This window comes from Serratia sp. CY29653, assembly GCF_052169255.1.
Taxonomy (GTDB): domain Bacteria; phylum Pseudomonadota; class Gammaproteobacteria; order Enterobacterales; family Enterobacteriaceae; genus Serratia; species Serratia sarumanii.
Map to the genome: position 1 here is coordinate 2362519 of NZ_JBJNLC010000001.1, position 21024 is coordinate 2383542.

The following is a 21024-nucleotide window of genomic DNA, read 5'->3' on the forward strand; positions in this document are numbered from 1 at the left end:
AGAAAAACTCCAGATCCCCCCTAACCTAACGGTGTTCGGTGCAGTTTCCTGGGAGGATGATCAGACGGGGCATTAAGCATGACCACGAGGGATTGGCACAAACTGCAGTGCACCAGGCGGCGATTGTAACAGAAGTCGCGCAATAAAAAGCACTTTTACGCGTGGAGAGCACAATCTGCCGTAAATTCAGCATTGTCTGAAGCCGATCACATAACGCATTGTGATTAGCGGTTGCATTTTAAACAATCTGGCATAAAGTTAATCATATGATTGATTAACTTCGAGCGTGACCCATGCCAGCTTCCGTACCTCATCAGGCCGCCGGCCGGGCGCGCGGCGAGCAAGCGCGCCGGCAGCTGCTCGCCGCGGCGACCGACCTGTTCGGCGAATATGGCCCGCAGGGCGCCACCACCCGCGATATCGCCCAGCGCGCCGGCCAGAACATCGCCGCCATCACCTATTACTTCAGCTCTAAAGAGGGGCTGTACCTGGCCGTGGCGCAGTCGCTCGCCGATTTCATCCAGCAGGCGTTCGCCCCGCTGGCCGAAGAGGTCGATCGCTTCTGGCAACAGCCCGTCGCGCAGCGCTCACCCGACGCGGCGCTGCGTTTGCTGCAGCGTGGCCTGCTGGCCTTCAGCGAACTGATGACCCAGCCGCACACGCTGAACCTGAGCAAAATCATGTCGCGCGAACAGCTCGCCCCGACCGACGCCTACCCGCTGATCCACAGCCAGGTGATCGCGCCGATGCACGAGCGGCTGTGCCGCCTGCTGGCGGCCGCCACCGGCATCGACGAACGCGCCCCCCGCCTCGTGCTGCATACCCATGCGCTGATCGGCGAGGTGCTGTCGTTCCGCGTGGCGCGCGAAACCATCCGCCGTCAGGCCGGCTGGCAAGAGATTGGTGAGGGCGAAGCGGCGCAAATCGCGGCGGTGCTGAGCGAGCATATCGAGATTCTGGTTGTTGGGCTGCGCCAACGTCACGGCGCGTAAATTCAGGCAGGGAGTGTTATGAACAAAAAACGCAGTGCCTTGATCGTGTTGTTAATTCTGCTGATCGCGGCCGCCGCTTACGGGGTATGGCATTACCAACAGCAGCAGGATAAGCCGCTGACGCTGTATGGCAACGTCGACATCCGCACGGTGAACCTCGGCTTTCGCGTCGACGGCCGCCTGGCGTCGCTGACGGTGGATGAAGGCGATGCCGTTCAGCCGGGCCAGCTGCTCGGTAAGCTGGACGACGCCCCCTACCGCAACGCGCTGCAGCAGGCCGAAGCCAACGTCGGCAGCGCGCGCGCCAAGCTGTCGTTGCTGCAGGCCGGTTACCGCGCCGAAGAGATCGCCCAGGTGCGGTCGGAAATGGCGCAGCGCCAGTCCGCCTTCGCCTACGCCGACAGCTTCCTGAAACGCCAGCAGGGGCTTTGGGCGAAAAACGCCACCTCCGCCGACGCGCTGGAGGATGCGCGCACCGCCCGCAATCAGGCGCAGGCCAACCTGCAGGCGGCGAAAGACAAGCTGTCGCAATACCGCAGCGGCAACCGCCCGCAAGAAATCGAACAGGCCAAGGCCGACGTGGCGCAGAGCGAGGCGGCGCTGGCGCAGGCACAGTTGAACCTGCAAGACGCCACGCTGGTTTCCCCTTCCGCCGGCACGGTGCTGACCCGCGCGGTGGAGCCGGGCACCATGCTCGGCGCCGGCGGCACGGTCTTCACCCTGTCGCTGACCCGGCCGGTGTGGGTGCGCGCCTACGTCAACGAAACCAGCCTGAGCCAGGCGGTGCCCGGCACCGAACTGGAGATCTACACCGACGGCCGCCCCGGCAAGCCTTATCACGGCAAGATCGGCTTCGTCTCGCCGACCGCGGAATTCACGCCGAAAAGCGTTGAAACGCCGGATCTGCGCACCGATCTGGTGTACCGCCTGCGGGTGATCGTCACCGACGCCGATGACGCGCTGCGCCAGGGCATGCCGGTCACCCTGCGCTTCGCCAAACCCTGAGGCCGGCCATGGAACAGGCGCACACCATTGAGCTGGAAGGGCTGGAGAAGCGCTTCCCGTCGCTTGAGAAACCGGCGGTCGCCAGCCTGACCACCACCCTGCGCAGCGGCGCGGTGATCGGGCTGGTCGGCCCGGACGGCGCCGGCAAAACCACCCTGCTGCGCATGCTGGCCGGGCTGCTGCAGCCCAGCAGCGGCAAACTGCGGGTCGCCGGGCTGGATCCGATCGCGCAGGATCGTCAACTGCACGCGATCCTCGGTTACATGCCGCAGAAGTTCGGGCTGTATGAGGATCTGACGGTGATGGAGAACCTGACGCTGTACGCCGATCTGCGCGGCGTCACCGGCGATCTTCGCCGCCAGACCTTCGAGCGGCTGTTGAAATTCACCGATCTGACCCGCTTTACCGAGCGCCTGGCGGGCAAGCTGTCCGGCGGTATGAAGCAGAAACTCGGCCTGGCCTGCACGCTGGTGGGCGAACCTCAGGTGCTGTTGCTGGATGAGCCGGGCGTCGGCGTTGATCCGATCTCGCGCCGCGAGCTGTGGCGCATGGTGCACGAATTGGCCAACGACGGCATGCTGATCCTGTGGAGCACCTCTTATCTCGATGAGGCCGAACAGTGCCGCGAAGTGCTGCTGCTCAACGAGGGCGAGCTGCTGTTCAGCGGCGCGCCGCAGGAGCTGACCCGCCGTATGGCCGGGCGCACGGTGTTGATCGCCGCGCCCCCCGGCAGCCATCGATCGCTGCTGCAGCGGGCGATCTGCCTGCCGGCGGTTACCGACGGGGTGATCCAGGGCAAGTATCTGCGCCTGATCCTGAAGGAAGGCGAAGATCACCGGCAGCTGTTGCAAGCGCTGGATCTGCCGGACGCCGAACTGGACGAAGCGGATCCGCGCTTCGAGGATGCGTTTATCGATCTGCTCGGCGGCGGCCCCAACCACCGCTCGGCGCTGGCGGAGATCATGCCGACCGTCAACGGCGCAAGCGGTGAAACGGTGATCGAAGCGGTGCAACTGACCAAAAAATTCGGCGACTTCGCCGCTACCGATCACGTTGATTTCCAGGTGCGGCGCGGCGAAATTTTCGGCCTGCTCGGGCCGAACGGCGCCGGCAAGTCCACCACCTTCAAAATGATGTGCGGCCTGCTGATCCCCTCCAGCGGTAAAGCGCTGGTGCTGGGGATGGATTTGAAGACCAGCTCCGGCAAGGCGCGCCAGCGCCTCGGCTACATGGCGCAAAAATTCTCGCTGTACGGCAACCTGACGGTGGCGCAAAACCTGAAGTTCTTCTCCGGCGTCTACGGCCTGGGCGGCAAGGCGCAGCGCGACAAAATCGACGAGATGTCCCGCGCCTTCAACTTCGCGCCGATCCTCGATCAGACGCCGGACGCGCTGCCGCTCGGCTTCAAACAGCGCCTGGCGCTGGCCTGCGCGCTGATGCACGAACCGGATATCCTGTTCCTCGACGAACCGACTTCCGGCGTCGATCCGCTGACGCGGCGCGAGTTCTGGTTGCACATCAACGGCATGGTCGACAAGGGCGTCACGGTGATGGTGACCACCCACTTTATGGACGAGGCGGAGTACTGCGACCGCATCGGCCTGGTGTACCGCGGCAAGATCATCGCCGCCGGCACGCCGGACGATCTCAAACAGCAGGTGGCGCGCGACGACAATCCCAACCCCTCGATGGAGCAGGCGTTTATCGAGCTGGTGCAGGGCTACGACGAGGAGGAATCACGGTGAGCGATAACCGCACCCCAATCGACGACGGCGGCTTCTCCTGGCGCCGGCTGCGCGCGCTGTGCCTGAAGGAAACGCGGCAGATACTGCGCGATCCCAGCAGCGGCCTGATCGCCTTCGTCATCCCGCTGATGCTGCTGTTTATCTTCGGCTACGGTATCAACCTGGACTCCAGCAAGCTGCATCTGGGCATTCTGATGGAGCAGCAGAGCGAAGACGCGCGCGATCTGGCCCACGCCTTCGCCGGTTCGCCCTATATCGAACCGACCATCAGCGACAACCGTCAACGGCTGATCCAGCAGATGCAGGCCGGCACGATCCGCGGCCTGGTGGTGATCCCGGTGGATTTCGACCAGCGCATGGCGCGCCCGCACGACAGCGCCCCGATCCAGGTGATCACCGACGGCAGCGAGCCGAACACCGCCAACTTCGTGCAGGGTTACGCCCAGGGCGTATGGCAAGTTTGGCAGCAGCAGCGCGCCGCCGATCGGGGTAACAGCGACAAGCCGCTGATTGACGTGCAGATGCGCTACTGGTTCAACCCGGCGGCCATCAGCCGGCACTACATCATTCCCGGCGCCATCACCATCATCATGACGGTGATCGGCGCCATCCTCACCTCGCTGGTGATCGCCCGCGAATGGGAGCGCGGCACCATGGAGGCCCTGCTGTCCACCCAGGTGACGCGCAGCGAGCTGCTGCTCTCCAAGCTGATCCCTTATTACTTCCTCGGCATGGCCGCCATGGCGCTGTGCATGGCGGTGGCGGTCTGGGTGCTCGGCGTGCCCTATCGCGGCTCGCTGCTGATCCTGCTGCTGATCAGCAGCCTGTTCCTCGCCAGCACCCTCGGCATGGGCCTGCTGATCTCCACCCTCACCCGCAATCAGTTCAATGCGGCGATGGTGGCGCTGAACGCCGCCTTCCTGCCGTCGATCATGCTGTCCGGCTTCATCTTCCAGATCGACAGCATGCCGGCCATCGTGCGCGCGGTGACCTACATCATTCCGGCGCGCTACTTCGTCAGCACGCTGCAAACGCTGTTCCTGGCGGGCAACGTCGGCACCGTGCTGCTGATCAATCTGCTGTTCCTGATCGCTTCCGCGGTGGTGTTCATCGGCCTGACGGCCTGGAAAACCCAGCGCCGGCTGGATTGAGGAGAAAGAGCGATGTTTCATCGTCTGTTGACGCTTATCATCAAGGAAATGCAGGCGCTGCTGCGCGATCCGCAAACCCGCGCCATTTTAATCATGCCGGTGATCCTGCAGGTGCTGCTGTTCCCGTTCGCCGCGACGCTGGAAGTCACCAACGCCACCATCGCGGTCTACAGCGAGGACAGCGGCCAGGCCTCGGTAGAGCTGACCCAGCGCTTCGCCAAGGCCAAGGCCTTTCAACACGTGCTGCTGCTGCGCAGCCCGCAGGAGATAAAGACCACCATCGATAACCAGCGGGCGCTGCTGCTGATCCGCTTCCCGGCGCAGTTCTCGCGCGATATCGCCACCGGCAACACCGCGCCGCTGCAGCTACTGCTCGACGGGCGCAACTCCAACAGCGCGCAGATCGCCGCCAACTATGTGCAGCAGATCGTGCAGGAATATCAGAACGAGCTGCTCGGCAACCGCGCCAAACCCAACAACAGCGAGCTGGTGGTGCGCAACTGGTATAACCCGAATCTGGACTACAAATGGTTCGTGGTGCCGTCGCTGATCGCCATGATCACCACCATCGGCGTGCTGATCGTCACCTCGCTGTCGGTGGCGCGCGAACGCGAACAGGGCACGCTGGAACAGCTGCTGGTCTCGCCGCTCACCACCTGGCAGATCTTTATCGGCAAGGCGGTGCCGGCGCTGATCGTCGCCAGCTTCCAGGCCAGCATCGTGCTGCTGATCGGCATCTTCCTGTACCAGATCCCGTTCGCCGGATCGCTGCTGCTCTTCTATGCCACCATGCTGATCTACGGGCTGTCGCTGGTCGGTTTCGGCCTGCTGATCTCGTCGCTGTGCGCCACTCAGCAGCAGGCGTTCATCGGCGTGTTCGTGTTCATGATGCCGGCGATCCTGCTCTCGGGTTACGTCTCGCCGGTGGAGAATATGCCGGTGTGGCTGCAGGATCTGACCTGGGTCAACCCAATACGCCACTTCACCGACATCACCAAGCAGATCTACCTGAAGGACGCCAGCTTCGACATCATCTGGCACAGCCTGTGGCCGCTGCTAGTGATCACCGCCACCACCGGCAGCGCCGCCTACGCGCTGTTCCGCCGCAAAATCGCATAAAAAAGGCTCTGCATGTCACATGCAGAGCCTGGTAAGTCCTAGGGATTTCAAGCTACTGCTTGAAAGGCCACGGATTTAGCGACGGTTGCCGAAGATACGCAGCAACATCAGGAACAGGTTGATGAAGTCGAGATACAGCGTCAGCGCGCCGACGATGGCGTACTTGCGGAAGCTGTCTTTATCATCGGCGTTCAACTGCTCGCCCATCGCCTTGAGTTTTTGCGTGTCGTACGCGGTCAGGCCGACGAACACCACCACCCCGATGTAGGTGATCGCCCACATCAGCGCGGTGCTTTTCAGCCAGATGTTCACCAGCGAGGCCAGCACGATGCCGATCAGCGCCATGAACAGCATGCTGCCGAAGCCGCTCAGATCGCGCTTGGTGGTGTAGCCATACAGGCTCATCGCGCCGAACATGCCGGCGGTGACCACGAAGGTGCTGGCGATCGAGCTGTAGGTGTAGGCGATGAAGATGCTCGACAGCGTCAGCCCGGTCAGCGCCGAGTACAGCATGAACAGCGAAGTGGCCACCGCGCCGCTCAGGCGGTTGACCATGCCGGAGATCACGAACACCAGCGCCAGCTGGGCGATGATCAGGCCGAAGAAGGTGATCTGGCTGGAGAAGATGAAGTTGAGGATCGCGGGCGTGTTGGCCGCATACCAAGAAACGAACGCCGTCAGCAGCAGACCGCAGGTCATCCAGCCGTAAACCTGCGCCATGTAGGCCTGAATGCCGCTGTTGGCACGTTCGACGATTGAACCATTAGAGCGTGGATATCGGTCCATGACGGTTACCTTTTGCGTTGTAAACAAGATTCCAAAGCCCCGCGAACGGGGCTTCGCCTGCTATAAGCGTACCACAGAATAGGCCGGGCGAAAGCGGCAAAGGTCTTGATTTGTTTCCGCTGTTGACGCGTTATTTAGCCGCGTCGTGCCAGCGCTGCGCGGCCTCGCGATCGCTTTCGCGAGCGTCCACCCAACGATCGCCCTGGCCGGTCGCTTCGCGCTTCCAGAACGGCGCGCGGGTCTTCAGGTAGTCCATGATGAACTCGCTGGCGGCGAACGCCATGCTGCGGTGCGCGCCGGTCACGCCGACGAACACGATCTCGTCGCCGGGATACAGCGCGCCGACGCGGTGGATCACCGTCACCCGCTGCAGCGGCCAACGGCTGCGCGCCTCGGCCACGATCTCCGCCAGCGCCTTCTCGGTCATGCCGGGATAGTGTTCCAGCGTCAGGGCGCTGACGTCGTCACCCAGATTATGGTTGCGCACCTTGCCGGTGAAGGTCACCACCGCGCCATCGGCGTCGCACTGCGCCAGCCACTGGTACTCGTCGCCGACGTTGAACGGCGCTTCGCCCACGCGAATGCGGGTATTTTCCATGCTTACCCCCCGGTGACTGGCGGGAAGAAGGCCACTTCATCGCCGGCGCGCAGCGGATGGTCCGCCGCCACCAGCGACTGATTGACCGCCGCCAACAGCTTGCCGGACTCCAGCGCCAGCGCCCAGCGATCGCCGCGCGCGCACAGCGCCTGGCGCAACGCCTCGACGGTCGGGTAATCCGCCGGCATCGACAGGCCGCCGGTGCCCACCAGTTCGCGCACCTGCGCGAAGAAAAGAATATCGATCATACGTTCACCTTAAAATCGCCGGATTTGCCGCCGCTTTTCGCCAGCAGGCGCACCGGGCCGATCACCATGTCTTTCTGTACCGCTTTGCACATGTCATAGATGGTCAATGCCGCCACCGAGGCGGCGGTCAGCGCCTCCATCTCGACGCCGGTTTTGCCGGTCAGCCGGCAGCAGGTTTCGATGCGCACCCGACTGTGCTGCGTTTGCGCCTCCAACTGCACTTCGACCTTGCTCAGCATCAGCGGGTGGCACAGCGGGATCAGCTCCCAGGTGCGTTTGGCCGCCTGAATGCCGGCGATGCGCGCCGTGGCGAACACGTCGCCCTTGTGATGGCTGCCGTCGACGATCATCGCCAGCGTGGCGGGCAGCATCTCGACGAAGGCTTCGGCGCGCGCCTCGCGCACCGTTTCGGCCTTGGCGGACACGTCAACCATATGGGCTTCGCCGGCGGCGTTAATGTGGGTTAGCTGTGTCATGACTCAGGGCTTCTTCAAATGGGGTTGGAAGTTGCACGGGCGATGGCGCGCGTCCAACTGCTCTTCGATAATCCGCTCCCAGGCGGTGCGGCAGGCGCGGGTGGAGCCCGGCATGGCGAAGATCACCGTGCGGTTGGCCAGGCCGGCCAGCGCGCGCGACTGGATCGTCGCGGTGCCGATCTCTTCGTACGACACCATGCGGAACAGTTCGCCGAACCCTTCCACCTCTCTGTCGAACAGCGGCAGCAGCGCTTCCGGCGTGTTGTCACGCGCGGTAAAACCGGTGCCGCCGGTGATCAGCACCGCCTGCACGTTGTCATCGGCGATCCACGCGGAAACCCGCGCGCGGATCTGGTAAATGTCATCTTTGACGATGGCGCGATCCACCACCTGATGGCCGGCTTCCTGCGCCGCTTCCTGCAGATATTGGCCGGAGGTATCTTCCGCCGCGCTGCGGCTGTCGGACACGGTCAGGATGGCGATACGCGCCGGAATAAACTCGCTGCTCGCATGGCTCATGGTTCAATAGGCTCCTATTCTGAGATACCCAACAGATTTCAAGTTGCAGCCAGGCGGCCAGTGCGTAAATCCCCAGGAGCTTACTCCGGTAAGTGACTGGGGTGAGCGCACGCAGCCAACAACGCTGCGGCTTGAAATAGGCGGGTATCAGCCGCCGATAAACGACAGGTTCTGGGTGATCCCGCTGTTGCCCTGATGCAGGAAATGGGTCTGCTTCTTGCTCAGCAGCCCGCTCTGGATGCGCGCCTTCAGCGCGTCGAGCTGGCCGTCGTCCGCCAGCAGATCGCGCAGGGGCACCCCCTGCTCGCCGAACAGGCACAGGTGCAGATTGCCGATGGAAGAAACGCGCAGCCGGTTGCAGCTGGCGCAGAAGTCTTTTTCATACGGCATGATAAGACCCACCTCACCCTGGTAGTCCGGGTGGCTGAACACCTGCGCCGGGCCGTCGCTGCGGCCGCGCGCCTGGCGCCGCCAGCCCTGCTGATCCAGCTGCCGGCGAATCACTTCGCCGGAAACGTGGTGTTTGCGAAACAGCTCGCCGCCCTCGCCGGTTTCCATCAGTTCGATAAAACGCAGCTGGATCGGCCGGTCTTTGATCCAGGCGAGAAAGGCGCCGAGCTGCTGGTGGTTAACGTCGCGCATCAGCACCGCGTTGACCTTGACCTTGCTGAAACCGGCGCCGAAGGCGGCGTCGATGCCGTCCATCACCTGGCGGAACTTGTCCTGACCGGTGATGGCGTGAAACTGGCGGGGATCCAGGCTGTCGACGCTGACGTTAATCGCCGTCAGACCGGCGTCACGCCAGGCAACGACGTCGCGCGCCAGACGGTAGCCGTTGGTGGTGACCGCCAGGGTACGGATGGCCGGGTTTTCCCGCACGGCGGCGATGATCTCGGTAAAATCGCGGCGCAGCGAAGGCTCGCCGCCGGTCAGGCGCACCTTTTCGGTGCCCAGTTCGGCGAACGCGCGGCTGACGCGGCGGATTTCATCCAGCGACAGGAAGCTTTTCGGGCTGCCGCTCGGCTTGTAGCCGTCGGGTAGACAATAGGTGCAACGAAAGTTGCACACGTCGGTGATCGACAAGCGCAGGTAATAGAACTTGCGCTCATAAGCATCAATGAGTTGCGGCACCATAACACCTTTCCAAAGTCGGGAGATGCGAGCGTTTCCCCTCTGCACCCTGGTGGCTGACTTCGCCACGGCCCAGGCGCCATATCGTTCCGGATGAACAACGTAGGCGCAGGGGCTAGGAGTTTGATTTCTCTTCCCGCTACCTTGAGTAGCCGGAACGAAACCGTGGTTTTCAGCAGAATTCTAGCGCTAATCGGCAACGATAGCCAACGCGTAAATTCGATATATAATTGTCTATACAGCGTTTTTAGACGCCGCGTATTCTGGTAAACCATGATAAACATCACTTGCGCGGACGAATTGACCGGAATCACGCAAATGACACTCTTTATGCCCTAAATAATTGGAGTTGCCTCCCGACGGCAAGAGCGGGACAAATTGGTCGGGAACCGATTTGAACAGCGCTTGCGCTGGCCCGAAGGGGGGGCCTCAGGACGAGGCCCATCAGTCCCCAGGAGCTTACTTAGGTAAGTGACTGGGGTGACAAATCTGCCGGGAGCAGATTTGAACGCTGCTTGCAGCGGCCCTGAAGGGGCGTGGCCCATGGACGGGCCACGTAACTAAATGCAGCCAACACAGAGGCAACTTCAAGGATGACGGGTATATCGCGTTTTTATGCCGGATCCGTTACCTTATGCGGGCAATTCAGCCCCTTTGTAAGGAAATTTATGCGTAATCGTACCCTGGCCGATCTCGACCGCGTAGTGGCGTTAGGCGGCGGACACGGCCTGGGCCGTGTGATGTCGGCCCTGTCGTCCTTAGGCTCCCGCCTGACCGGCATCGTCACCACCACCGACAACGGCGGTTCCACCGGCCGCATCCGCCGTTCGGAAGGCGGCATTGCCTGGGGCGATACCCGTAACTGTCTTAACCAGCTGATCACCGAACCGAGCGTCGCCTCGGCGATGTTCGAATACCGCTTCAGCGGCAACGGCGAACTGGCCGGCCACAACCTCGGCAACCTGATGCTGAAAGCGCTGGATCACCTGAGCGTGCGCCCGCTGGAAGCGATCAACCTGGTGCGCAGCCTGCTGAAGGTAGACGCGGCGCTGATCCCGATGTCGGAGCAGCCGGTGGATTTGATGGCGCACGATCACGAAGGCAATCACGTTTACGGTGAAGTGAATGTCGATCAGCTGGCCCATATGCCGCAGGAGCTGATGCTGTCGCCGCCGGTCAGCGCCACGCGCGAAGCGCTGGACGCCATCGCGCAGGCCGACGTGATCCTGATCGGGCCGGGCAGTTTCCTCACCAGCCTGATGCCGCTGCTGCTGCTGGACGATCTCACCCAGGCGCTGCGCCGCAGCAGCGCCAGCATGATCTATATCGGCAATCTCGGCCGCGAGCTGAGCGTGGCCGCCGCGGCGCTGTCGCTACAGGATAAGCTGACGCTGATGGAAGAGAAGATTGGCCGCCGGATGATCGATGCGCTGATCGTCGGCCCGGCGGTAGACGCCAGTGAAGTGCAGGATCGGGTGGTGATTCAACAGCCGCTGGAAGCGAGCGACATCCCCTACAGACACGATCGCCAGCTGCTGCGCCAGGCGCTGGATCGGGCGCTGGTGGCGCTGGCCGCCCGCCGCTGACCGAATTTAACCGTCTCGCCCGCGCAGCCAGGGATTATCGCTGGCTGGGGCGGGATGGCTGACCATATCGATATACAGATCTTCCACCTCTTTGCGCGCCCAGGGCGTGCGACGCAAAAACTTCAGGCTGGACTTGATGCTCGGATCGCTGCGGAAGCAGTTGATGCGAATGCGTGCGCCCAGCTCGGACCAACCGTAGTGATCCACCAGCTTATTCAGCAGTTGCTCCAGCGTCACGCCGTGCAGCGGATCTTTGGACTGGTGTTGGCTCATGTTCGGTACTCTTCGTGGTCAAATCGGGCCGCACACCTTAACAGCTTTGACGCGGCCGACAAGGAATTTCGACGCCCACGGCACGGGCGCCATCCAACGGTCAGGAAATCGCAATAAACTGCTCGCGCAGCTGGTGGATCTGGTCGCGCAGCGCAGCCGCCTGCTCGAACTCCAGGTTTTGCGCGTGGGTGTACATCTGCGCTTCCAGATCGCGGATTTTCTGATCCAGCGCTTTCGGCGTAAGGTTCTGCAGCGAAGCGCCGCCGTCCGCCGCCTTGCCCTTGCCTTTGCTCTTGGCGCGGTTGACCGGCTGGCCGATCTGCAGAATGTCGCCGATCTTCTTGTTCAGCCCCTGCGGCACGATGCCGTTGGCTTCGTTGTAGGCCTGCTGCTTGGCGCGGCGCCGCTCGGTTTCACCGATCGCCTTGGCCATCGAATCGGTGATGCGATCGCCATACAGGATCGCCTTGCCGTTCAGGTTACGCGCCGCGCGTCCGATGGTCTGGATCAGCGAACGCTCGGAACGCAGGAAACCTTCCTTGTCGGCGTCCAGAATCGCCACCAGCGACACCTCAGGCATGTCGAGCCCCTCACGCAGCAGGTTGATGCCCACCAGCACGTCGAACTCGCCCAGACGCAGGTCACGGATGATTTCGACCCGTTCCACGGTATCGATGTCCGAGTGCAGGTACCGCACGCGCTCGCCATGCTCTTCCAGGTACTCGGTCAGGTCTTCCGCCATGCGTTTGGTCAGGGTGGTCACCAGCACGCGCTCGTTGATCGCCGCTCGCTTGCGGATCTCGGAGAGCAGATCGTCCACCTGGGTGGCGACCGGCCGCACCTCCACGATCGGATCCAGCAGCCCGGTCGGCCGCACCACCTGATCGATCAGATCGCCGCCGGATTTCTCCAGCTCGTATTTGCCCGGCGTCGCGGAGACATAGATGGTCTGCGGCGCCAGCGCCTCGAACTCCTCGAAGCGCAGCGGGCGGTTGTCCAGCGCCGACGGCAGGCGGAAGCCGTACTCCACCAGCGTTTCCTTGCGCGCGCGGTCGCCCTTGAACATCGCGCCGATCTGCGGAATGGTGACGTGGGATTCGTCGACCACCAGCAGGCCGTCCGCCGGCAGGTAGTCGAACAGCGTCGGCGGCGGCTCGCCCTCGGCGCGCCCGGACAGGTAGCGCGAGTAGTTTTCGATGCCCGAGCAGTAGCCCAGCTCGTTCATCATCTCCAGATCGAACTGGGTGCGCTGCGTCAGGCGCTGCTCTTCCAGCAGCTTGTTGTTGGCCAGCAGCACCTTGCGGCGGTCCGCCAGATCGACCTTGATCTCTTCCATCGCCTGCATGATCCGCTCGCGCGGCGTCACGTAGTGCGATTTCGGGTAGATGGTAAAGCGCGGCACCACCTGCTCGATCTGCCCGGTCAGCGGATCGAACAGCGACAGCCGCTCCACTTCTTCGTCGAACAGCTCGACGCGCAGCGCCAGCTCGTCCGACTCCGCCGGGTAAATGTCGATCACCTCGCCGCGCACGCGGAAGGTAGCGCGCTGGAAGGCCTGATCGTTGCGGGAATATTGCAGCTCCGCCAGGCGGCGCAAAATGGATCGCTGATCGATGATCATCCCCTGGGTCAGGTGCAGCATCATCTTCAGGTAAAGATCCGGATCGCCCAGGCCGTAGATCGCCGACACCGACGCCACCACCACCACGTCGCGCCGCTCCAGCAGCGCCTTGGTGGCGGAAAGGCGCATCTGCTCGATGTGCTCGTTCACCGAAGCGTCTTTTTCAATGAAGGTATCGGAGCTGGGCACGTAGGCTTCCGGCTGGTAGTAGTCGTAGTAGGAGACGAAGTATTCCACCGCATTCTCCGGGAAAAACTCTTTCATTTCGCCGTACAGCTGCGCCGCCAGCGTCTTGTTCGGCGCCAGCACCATGGTCGGCCGATTCAGATCGGCTATCACGTTGGCGATGGTGAATGTCTTGCCCGAACCGGTGACCCCCAGCAACGTCTGGTGCGCCAGGCCGTCTTCCAGCCCCTCTTCCAGCTTGCGGATGGCTTCCGGCTGATCGCCGGCCGGTTTGAACTCTGAATGCAGTTTGAAAAGTTTACTCATTGCTCGGCTACCCTGTGGAGATGCGCGCGCTCAGGCGGCCAGCCGACTCTGCGCCGGGCATGGCCCCTAATTATGGAAAGTGTCGGCGATTTGCGCCAGTGCCCATGATACTGGATATAAAACCAGCTTCAAGCGGATTCGTCGCTGCGCCCGTTGCCGCGGCAACGCCGTTGCACCGTGGCGTTACAGTCCGGTGACATTTTTATTGTCAATAACAGATTTATCCCCAGAACTTGCCGCGAATTAACTTATTGATAGCACCGCGTCGAAAAATCATACATAGAGACCTGATCAATACCCTCGCGTCTTGATTTTAATTAAATTATTGATAATTAATTACTTTAATAAAAAGACGAGAATGCGGGCAAAGCGAACAGAACCCGCGTCCGCTCTCGCTTTACAGCGTTTTTCTAAATCTAATACACAAGGTTATCCACAGGAATAGTGGATAACTCTCACCGCCCCGCCCGGGGCGGGAGTTACAGAAAGAAAGCTTTTCGCCCTTTACACTGGCCAAAATGCCTTTTTTAGTTATTTTTTCATAAAAATATCGCTTTGTTTATGCCGATTAATACTAAAAATCCCCATTGCCAAAATCGCATTGGCTCCTTTCACGCGGATCGCTCTTGACGGCGGCGCAATGCCTTGCACCATGCCCACACCGAACAGCACCACAAGAGTGCAAAAAACGTCCGGGTTAACTTCCCGGCGTATTTTCAGGCCGTCACGGCAGCGCGCGTCAGGCCTGACGTGTGGTTAACAAGGCGATAACAATCCCCCGTTTTCACCCGGCGGCAAAAATTGGCCTGGGAGTTGCTTTATCTTCCTGCGTATAAATGCGGTGCGGCAGCATGATGCGCTGCCGGCCGCGGAGTTTCACCGCCGCGGCGTTATCGCCCGTAAAAACGCAAGAACGACACCAAGTCGTCACAAGCGTCGTTTTTAACGACATATTGACTGTCATTCCGTCCACCGCAGACCTGCCTCTGGCTCCTCGGACGGACGGCATTTTGTTCCAGACATTGCCACACTCGGGAAATTCGCCGCTCATGCGGCCTTTGCAGCCCCCGCCAACGAGTGAAACGAGCGTCTATGAGGAGAATGCCAAATGCTGAGCCTGAGATCGGTCAATCAATTTTACGGGCAGAACCACACCCTGTGGGACATCAACCTGGAGCTACCACGCGGCCAGTGCACCGTCCTGCTCGGCCGCAACGGCGTGGGCAAGACCACGCTGGTTAACTGCATCATGGGGCATGTGCCGGTGGTGAGCGGCAGCATGACCTGGCAGCCGGCGGATCAGCCGCCGCAAAATCTGCTGCTGCAGCCGATGGAGCGCCGCGCCGCGCTGGGCATCAGCCACGTGCCCCAGGGGCGGCAGCTCTTCTCGCAGTTGAGCGTGGAGGAGAATCTGCAGGTAGCGCAAATGGCCGGGCGCGGCGCCCCTCGCCGTATTCCGCCGCTGATCTACAGCCTGTTTCCCCATTTGCGCCAGATGCGCGCGCGCCGCGCCGGCGATCTGTGCGTGGGCGCTCAGCGCCAGCTGGCGATCGGTCGGGCGCTGGCCCAGGAGCCGGCTCTGCTGATCCTCGACGAACCGACGGCGGGCGTCCCCCCCTCGATCGCCGCCGACATCGGCAACGTGATCCGCCGGCTCAACCGCGAATTGGGCATGACCATTTTACTGGTGGAGCATCAGCTGCCGTTCGTGCGCCGGGTGGCGGACCGCTTCTGCCTGTTGGACAGCGGGCGCACGGTGGCGCACGGCGCGCTGGCGCAGCTGGATGAGGCGCTGATCGGCGCCGGGTTGGCGGAGTGAAAGCCCGGTTTGCCGCCTATGCCGATGTTGTATCAGCCACGGCAGGTCTGCGCCCAATAGGCAACGGCCTGCCGTCTTCCCATACTCGATATGCATTATACCAACACCACAATATCGAGGGATTTAGGCATGGCAGACAACAACGCGGCATTTATTCAATACGCGGATTTGCGCAATAGAAACTGGAGCCTGCAGGAACGGCTCAATGTCGAAGGGATTTATGTCAGCTCACGTGATGAACTGGTCAGCGCGCAGGATTTCATCATCAACACGTTAAAACGCCCGACGATCGTCAGATTCGCTACGCCTTTTGCCACCTGGACCGCACCTAAAACCGACATCAATGTCGGCTTCGTTTATCTCGACGGCAACGGCGTCAGCATCACTACCGAGATCCCTAACGGCACGGAAAGCGACCATAACTATTTCCTGCGCTGCTATACCAGCAGCGGCGCGTTGGATAACAACGTTCCTATTCGCCCAGCGCCTATCATGAAAGATTTCACCGTCAAAGGCATTGGTGCCAAGATTAACAAAGGCAAGGATGAAACCCCGATCGAATACAACTATATCGATGGTATCCGTTTCCATTCGCCTGAAGGGCCGCTGGGCAACTTCTCGGTCAATAACGTCTATATTTCGGGTTTCTACTACGGCCTGTACTACGGCACCAATGCCTATATCGCCCACCATTACGCCTGTGAAGTCATCCGCTGTTTTGAAAGCCTACATATGCCCTCAACGAGCAGCGGAGCGCAAAACTTCGGCGAAGGCATCAACTTTTTCGGCGGCACCCTCGGCAATTCCCAGGGGCTGGCCGTACGCAACGCTAACCCCAACGGCGCCTTCCGTCTATTCGGCACGTCGCTCGACTACGCCGGTTCGATAGCTTACGTTCAGGCCGGTAGCGTTGAACTGCATGGCTGCCATATGGAATTCAACAACGGTAATAGCCCGCTCACGGATATCCCCTTTCGCTGCAGCGCCAATCAAAATGCATCGCTGTTAATTCACGGCGGCGAAATCATCGTCGCTGGCAGCCGACTGGCGCAGGAGTCGCTGTTTTACGCCGAGGCCGGCAGTAGCGGGATTATCGTCGACAGCGTGAAATTCTATGGCGTAAGAACCGCGAGCGGCCGCTATTTCAGCGGCACCGGCGACTTTGTCATCGCCCATAGCCGCCTGGATGGCGGCGGTGGCGGCGCCGGGATCCAGACGCTGGTCGGCACCGTGAATAACAAGCTCAAAGACGGCGATTTCACCTTTTCCACCAAGCCGTTCGGCTGGGAGGTGACCGGCGGCACGATCGACGATCCCTTTACCTCAGATGCGGTGACTATCGGCATCGAAACCGGCGCGGGCATCGACGGCGGTAACGCCCTGAAAGTAACCAAGTTGGGCAACGCCAATACCAACGCCGGGGTGAGAGTAAGCGTGCCCGTCGCGCAATATGAACAGTTGGGCGCCTGCTTTACCCTGAAAACGGTCAACGGCGGTACCGGAAATCTGTTTGCAACGCTACAGTTTGCCTGTATTCAAGAGCATGCGGACAACGGCATCTCGATCGTCGCCAAAGCCGCGCCGGCAGCCTGGGATGCCGTCATGAAAGCCGATGCTTACACCGAATACACCGAATATCGTTTCAACGCCAATCGGCGGAAGGTCCCGGTCTGGGCGACCCATGTCATCCTGACGTTCAACCTGTTTGCCCTGGCGAAAAATGGCGTGCTTTATCTCGATAACGCCTGCATTACCGCCATGTAAAAGCCAACGCCGGGTCATAAGATCCGGCGTGCGATATCATCAGCCAGAGAGACGGCAAAGATTTCTTACGGTGCCAACAGGCTGATATCCAGATACTGCCCCAGCGGCGCCCGTTCGGCCTGCGGCAGGTGCGGGATTTCTCCCAGCAGCGGCGCCGGCAGCATGCGGCGCAGCGTGGCCAGGTATTCCTGATGCCTTCGTCCCGGCGGCGCCACGTCGTTGGCGATCCAACCGGCCAGCGTCAGCCCGGCCTGCTGCACCGCCTGCGCCGTCAGCACCGCGTGGTTGATGCAACCCAGTTTGATGCCCACCACCAGGATCACCGGCAGTTGCTCCTGCTGCACCCAGTCGGCGAAGGTGTACTCCGCCGACAGCGGGGTAAACCACCCGCCCGCGCCCTCGACCAGCAACCAGTCGGCACTCTGCTCCAGCCGGCGCAGGCCGTCGGACAGCCGCGCCGCGTCGATCGGCCGGCCTTCATCGGCACTGACGATATGCGGCGAGGTGGGTTCGGCAAAAACGTAAGGGTTCACTTCATCGTAGCTGAGCGCCACGCCGCTGTTGGCCTGCAGCGCCAGCGCGTCGCCGTTGCGCAGCCCCTCGGCGGTCATCTCGCTGCCGGAAGCCACCGGCTTATACCCGGCGCTGCGGTAGCCCGCCCGGTTGGCGGCCTGCAGCAAGGCGCTGCTGGCGACGGTTTTCCCCACTTCGGTGTCGGTGCCGGTTACGAACCAACGTTTAATCACGATAAATCACTCCATAAGCCAGATGATAGCTGAGCGGGAACTGCCCCCGCCGGCACGGGTAAGCCGCCTGCAGCGCGGCGAGACGGCCGCGCGACATCAGGCCGCCCTCGCGCCCCTGATGCAGATGCGTGGCCCCGATGCCCTTGAGCGAACGCATCAGCGTCATCACGTCCGGGTAGTTCAGAGTGCGCAACTCCGTGACCAGCTCGTGTCGATAGCCAGCACAGGCGGCGCGGATCTGCGCCAGCGGCAGAAAGGCGTTCACGTGGCGCTCGCCGTCCACCTGTTGCCAGGCATCCCCCAGTTCCTGCAGCGATCCCGCCGCCAGCGTGGAAAACAGGATCGCGCCGCCGGGGCGGGTCACGCGGTACAGCTCCGCCAACGCGGCGGGCAGATCGCTGCACCACTGCACCACCAGGCTGCTGAAACAGATGTCCATCGCCGCGTCGGGCAGCGGCACCTGTTCGATATCGCCCAGCAAATAATGGTGCGCCGCCTGCCGTTGACGGGCGACATCCAGCATGCCCGGCGCCAGATCGAGCGCGGTCACCTGCTTGCCGCGCTCGCGCCACAGGCGGCTGAAATAGCCGGTGCCGCAGCCGGCATCCAGCAGCCGTTCGCCCGGATGGGCACTCCCCATCCCCAGTAAGCGCTCGCCAACGTCACGCTGCAGCGCGGCGGCGGCGTCGTAGCTGCCGGCGGCGCGGCTGAAGGCCGAAGCGACCGCCTGTTTGTTCACCCAGTCATTGGCTGACGTCATGCAATACCTCCAGCAGGCGATCGATATCCTGCGGCTGATGCGCCGCCGTCAGGGTGATGCGCAGCCGCGCGCCGCCCGGCGGCACCGTCGGCGGGCGGATGGCGCTCACCCACAGCCCGCGCTCGCGCAGGCGGGTCGCCAGATCGAGCGCGCGTTGATTGTCACCCACCAGCAGCGGCTGGATGGCGGTGTCGGAGTCCGTCAGGGTCAGCGCCAGCGGCGCAGCGCCCTGGCGGAAACGGCGGATGTTGTCCCGCAGCCGGGCGCGCAGTTCATCGCCCTCTCGAATGCAGGCCAGCGCCGCCTGCAGCGCGCAGGCCTGCGCCGGCGGCATCGCGGTGCTGTAAATCAGATGACGGGCGAACTGCAGCAGATACTCGGCGGTCGGCTCATCACACAGCACCGCCGCGCCGCTGACGCCGAACGCCTTGCCGAAGGTGGCCACCAGCAGTTCAGGGCGCACGCCCTGCTGCCAGCAGCTGCCGCGGCCTTGCTCGCCGCGCACGCCGACGCCGTGGGCATCGTCCACCATCAGCCAGGCGCCCGCCGCGCGGGTTAGGCGATGTAGTTCCGCCAACGGCGCACCGTCGCCGTCCATGCTGAACACCCCTTCGGTCACCGCCAGCCGCTGCCCGTCGCAGGGTTTGGCCAGCAGATCTGCCAGCGCCTGCGGCTGATTGTGCTGGAAGCGGCGCAGCTCGGCCGGCGACTGCGCCGCCGCCTCCAGCAGCGAGGCGTGGCTGAGGCGATCGGCCAAAATGCGATCGCCCTTTTGCATCAACGCCGCCAGCACCGCCTGGTTGGCGGCGTAACCGGAGATGAACAGCAGCGCGCGCGGATAGCCGAGCCACGCCGCCAGTTGCTCCTCCAGCGCCTGATGCGCCGCGCTAAAGCCGGTGACGTGGCCGGAACCGCCGCTGCCGACGCCGTAGCGCTGCGCGCCCTGCTGCCAGGCGGCGATCACCCGCGCATCCTGGCTCAGCCCCAGGTAGTCGTTGCCGGAGAAATTCAGGTAGAAACGATCGCCGAGCCGAATCTGGCGGCCATTGCCGCCCTCGGTAGTCTGTCGCCGACGGTAGGCGGCGTTGAGGCGCCGCTCTGCCAGCGCCTGCTCAATGCGTTGTTGCCAGCTCATCACAGCGCCGCGTTGTAAAACTCGGCGGTATCGGCGGTCAGCAGTTGCTTAGCCAGCGCCTGCTGTTGCTGGTTGTCGCCGTGTTCGGTGGCGGTCTGCTGCGGGTTCAGTCCCAGCTTGCGGAACAGCTGCAGGTCTTTGTCTTCTTCCGGGTTCGGCGTGGTCAGCAGCTTGCAGCCGTAGAAGATCGAGTTGGCGCCGGCCATGAAGCACATCGCCTGCGTCTGTTCGTTCATCTGTTCACGGCCGGCGGAAAGGCGGACATAAGAAGACGGCATCATGATGCGCGCCACCGCGATGGTGCGGATGAAATCGAACGGATCGACGTCGTCGTTATCCGCCAGCGGCGTGCCTTTCACCTTCACCAACATGTTGATCGGCACGCTCTCCGGCGGCTTCGGCAGATTGGCCAGCTGCACCAGCAGCCCGGCGCGGTCACGCACCGTTTCACCCAGCCCGACGATGCCGCCGGAGCACACTTTGATGCCGGCGTCGCGCACTTTGTCGAGCGTATCCAGGCGTTCCTGGTAGCTGCGGGTGGTGATGATGCTGCCGTAGAACTCCGGCGAGGTGTCGAGGTTATGGTTGTAGTAATCCAGCCCGGCCTCCGCCAGCCGTTCGGCCTGAGTGCCATCCAGCGTGCCCAGGGTCATGCAGGTTTCCATGCCCATCGCTTTCACGCCCTGCACCATCTGCTGCAGATAAGGCATATCGCGCTCGTGCGGGTTCTTCCACGCCGCGCCCATGCAAAAACGGGTCGATCCGTTCGCCTTGGCCTTGCGCGCCGATTCCAGCACCTGCTCGACCTGCATCAGCCGCTCCGCCTCCAGGCCGGTCTTGTAGCGCGAACTCTGCGGGCAGTATTTGCAGTCTTCCGGGCAAGCGCCGGTTTTGATCGACAGCAGCGTGCTGACCTGCACCTGACGCGGGTCAAAGTGTTGGCGGTGTACGGTTTGCGCTTCGAACAGCAGTTCAAGCAGCGGTTTATCAAACAGGGCCTGGGCTTGCCCTACTGTCCAGTGAATGCGATCGGCCATCATGGCGTCTCCAAAACGAAA

At 62.4% G+C, this 21024-nt stretch carries 20 protein-coding genes and 1 riboswitch; of the genes, 8 read left to right on the top strand and 12 right to left on the bottom strand.

The annotated features are described in order from the left end of the window. The first annotated feature begins 293 nt into the window (after positions 1-293). From cecR to ACJ8HN_RS11415, 5 genes are read left to right on the top strand one after another with little or no spacing between them, the layout of a single operon-like run. Positions 294-992: a transcriptional regulator CecR gene (cecR, locus tag ACJ8HN_RS11395; RefSeq protein ID WP_442523434.1), complete on the top strand. Its 699-nt coding sequence runs from the start codon at positions 294-296 to the stop codon at positions 990-992. Positions 993-1010: 18 nt separating this feature from the next. Beyond that, positions 1011-1997, top strand: coding sequence for a secretion protein HlyD (hlyD, locus tag ACJ8HN_RS11400; protein WP_033647110.1), 987 nt, complete (start codon positions 1011-1013; stop codon positions 1995-1997). A gap of 8 nt (positions 1998-2005) precedes the next feature. Beyond that, positions 2006-3742, top strand: a complete 1737-nt coding sequence (locus tag ACJ8HN_RS11405) for an ATP-binding cassette domain-containing protein (RefSeq protein WP_033637511.1) — start codon at positions 2006-2008, stop codon at positions 3740-3742. After that, positions 3739-4893 (top strand): ABC transporter permease, encoded by a 1155-nt coding sequence (locus ACJ8HN_RS11410; protein ID WP_033637510.1) that lies wholly within the window; start codon positions 3739-3741, stop codon positions 4891-4893. Before ACJ8HN_RS11405 ends, ACJ8HN_RS11410 begins: the two co-directional genes overlap by 4 nt. Before the next feature lie 12 nt (positions 4894-4905). Next, entirely contained in the window at positions 4906-6012 is a 1107-nt protein-coding gene (locus ACJ8HN_RS11415) for an ABC transporter permease (protein ID WP_033637509.1), read from the top strand. Between the two features lie 75 nt (positions 6013-6087). Here the strand turns inward: ACJ8HN_RS11415 and ACJ8HN_RS11420 are convergent, their stop codons facing one another. The 6 genes from ACJ8HN_RS11420 to moaA form a co-directional block, all read right to left on the bottom strand. Next, positions 6088-6798: a Bax inhibitor-1/YccA family protein gene (locus ACJ8HN_RS11420; RefSeq protein WP_033637508.1), complete on the bottom strand. Its 711-nt coding sequence runs from the start codon at positions 6796-6798 to the stop codon at positions 6088-6090. 130 nt (positions 6799-6928) lie between these two features. Then, the gene (gene moaE, locus ACJ8HN_RS11425) at positions 6929-7396 is read right to left on the bottom strand and encodes a molybdopterin synthase catalytic subunit MoaE (RefSeq protein ID WP_442523435.1); all 468 of its coding nucleotides are present in this window, start codon (positions 7394-7396) and stop codon (positions 6929-6931) included. Between the two features lie 2 nt (positions 7397-7398). After that, the gene (moaD, locus tag ACJ8HN_RS11430; RefSeq protein ID WP_019453985.1) at positions 7399-7644 is read right to left on the bottom strand and encodes a molybdopterin synthase sulfur carrier subunit; all 246 of its coding nucleotides are present in this window, start codon (positions 7642-7644) and stop codon (positions 7399-7401) included. Next, positions 7641-8120 carry a cyclic pyranopterin monophosphate synthase MoaC gene (gene moaC / locus ACJ8HN_RS11435; protein WP_033637506.1) on the bottom strand — a complete coding sequence of 160 codons (480 nt, stop codon included), beginning with the start codon at positions 8118-8120 and terminating at the stop codon, positions 7641-7643. Before moaC ends, moaD begins: the two co-directional genes overlap by 4 nt. 3 nt (positions 8121-8123) lie before the next feature. Then, on the bottom strand, positions 8124-8639 hold the full coding sequence (gene moaB / locus ACJ8HN_RS11440; protein WP_442523436.1) for a molybdenum cofactor biosynthesis protein B: 516 nt from the start codon (positions 8637-8639) through the stop codon (positions 8124-8126). A 147-nt stretch (positions 8640-8786) separates the two neighbouring features. Beyond that, on the bottom strand, positions 8787-9773 hold the full coding sequence (moaA, locus tag ACJ8HN_RS11445; protein WP_442523437.1) for a GTP 3',8-cyclase MoaA: 987 nt from the start codon (positions 9771-9773) through the stop codon (positions 8787-8789). After that, positions 9760-9904: riboswitch (molybdenum cofactor riboswitch) on the bottom strand. (Overlaps the previous gene by 14 nt.) 534 nt (positions 9905-10438) lie before the next feature. Between moaA and yvcK the strand changes: the two genes are divergently transcribed. Further along, positions 10439-11356, top strand: a complete 918-nt coding sequence (gene yvcK, locus ACJ8HN_RS11450; RefSeq protein WP_033637504.1) for a uridine diphosphate-N-acetylglucosamine-binding protein YvcK — start codon at positions 10439-10441, stop codon at positions 11354-11356. Positions 11357-11362: 6 nt separating this feature from the next. On the opposite strand, the gene ACJ8HN_RS11455 is transcribed toward yvcK, so the two are convergent. Continuing rightward, on the bottom strand, positions 11363-11629 hold the full coding sequence (locus ACJ8HN_RS11455; protein ID WP_004939783.1) for a VF530 family DNA-binding protein: 267 nt from the start codon (positions 11627-11629) through the stop codon (positions 11363-11365). 100 nt (positions 11630-11729) lie between these two features. Then, positions 11730-13742: an excinuclease ABC subunit UvrB gene (gene uvrB, locus ACJ8HN_RS11460; protein WP_033647115.1), complete on the bottom strand. Its 2013-nt coding sequence runs from the start codon at positions 13740-13742 to the stop codon at positions 11730-11732. Positions 13743-14850: 1108 nt separating this feature from the next. On the opposite strand from uvrB, the gene ACJ8HN_RS11465 reads away from it, so the two are divergent. Then, positions 14851-15561 carry an ATP-binding cassette domain-containing protein gene (locus ACJ8HN_RS11465; RefSeq protein ID WP_041033958.1) on the top strand — a complete coding sequence of 237 codons (711 nt, stop codon included), beginning with the start codon at positions 14851-14853 and terminating at the stop codon, positions 15559-15561. Between the two features lie 90 nt (positions 15562-15651). After that, positions 15652-17325: a hypothetical protein gene (locus ACJ8HN_RS11470; RefSeq protein WP_442523438.1), complete on the top strand. Its 1674-nt coding sequence runs from the start codon at positions 15652-15654 to the stop codon at positions 17323-17325. 65 nt (positions 17326-17390) lie between these two features. Here the strand turns inward: ACJ8HN_RS11470 and bioD are convergent, their stop codons facing one another. The 4 genes from bioD to bioB are packed head-to-tail and all read right to left on the bottom strand — an operon-like array spanning position 17391 to position 21003. After that, positions 17391-18071, bottom strand: a complete 681-nt coding sequence (gene bioD / locus ACJ8HN_RS11475) for a dethiobiotin synthase (RefSeq protein WP_442523439.1) — start codon at positions 18069-18071, stop codon at positions 17391-17393. Continuing rightward, complete coding sequence (gene bioC / locus ACJ8HN_RS11480) at positions 18064-18831, bottom strand: malonyl-ACP O-methyltransferase BioC (RefSeq protein WP_033647122.1); 768 nt, start codon at positions 18829-18831, stop codon at positions 18064-18066. Before bioC ends, bioD begins: the two co-directional genes overlap by 8 nt. Then, positions 18815-19966, bottom strand: a complete 1152-nt coding sequence (gene bioF / locus ACJ8HN_RS11485; RefSeq protein WP_047568829.1) for an 8-amino-7-oxononanoate synthase — start codon at positions 19964-19966, stop codon at positions 18815-18817. Before bioF ends, bioC begins: the two co-directional genes overlap by 17 nt. Then, complete coding sequence (bioB, locus tag ACJ8HN_RS11490) at positions 19966-21003, bottom strand: biotin synthase BioB (RefSeq protein WP_033653544.1); 1038 nt, start codon at positions 21001-21003, stop codon at positions 19966-19968. Before bioB ends, bioF begins: the two co-directional genes overlap by 1 nt. Positions 21004-21024 lie beyond the last annotated feature (21 nt).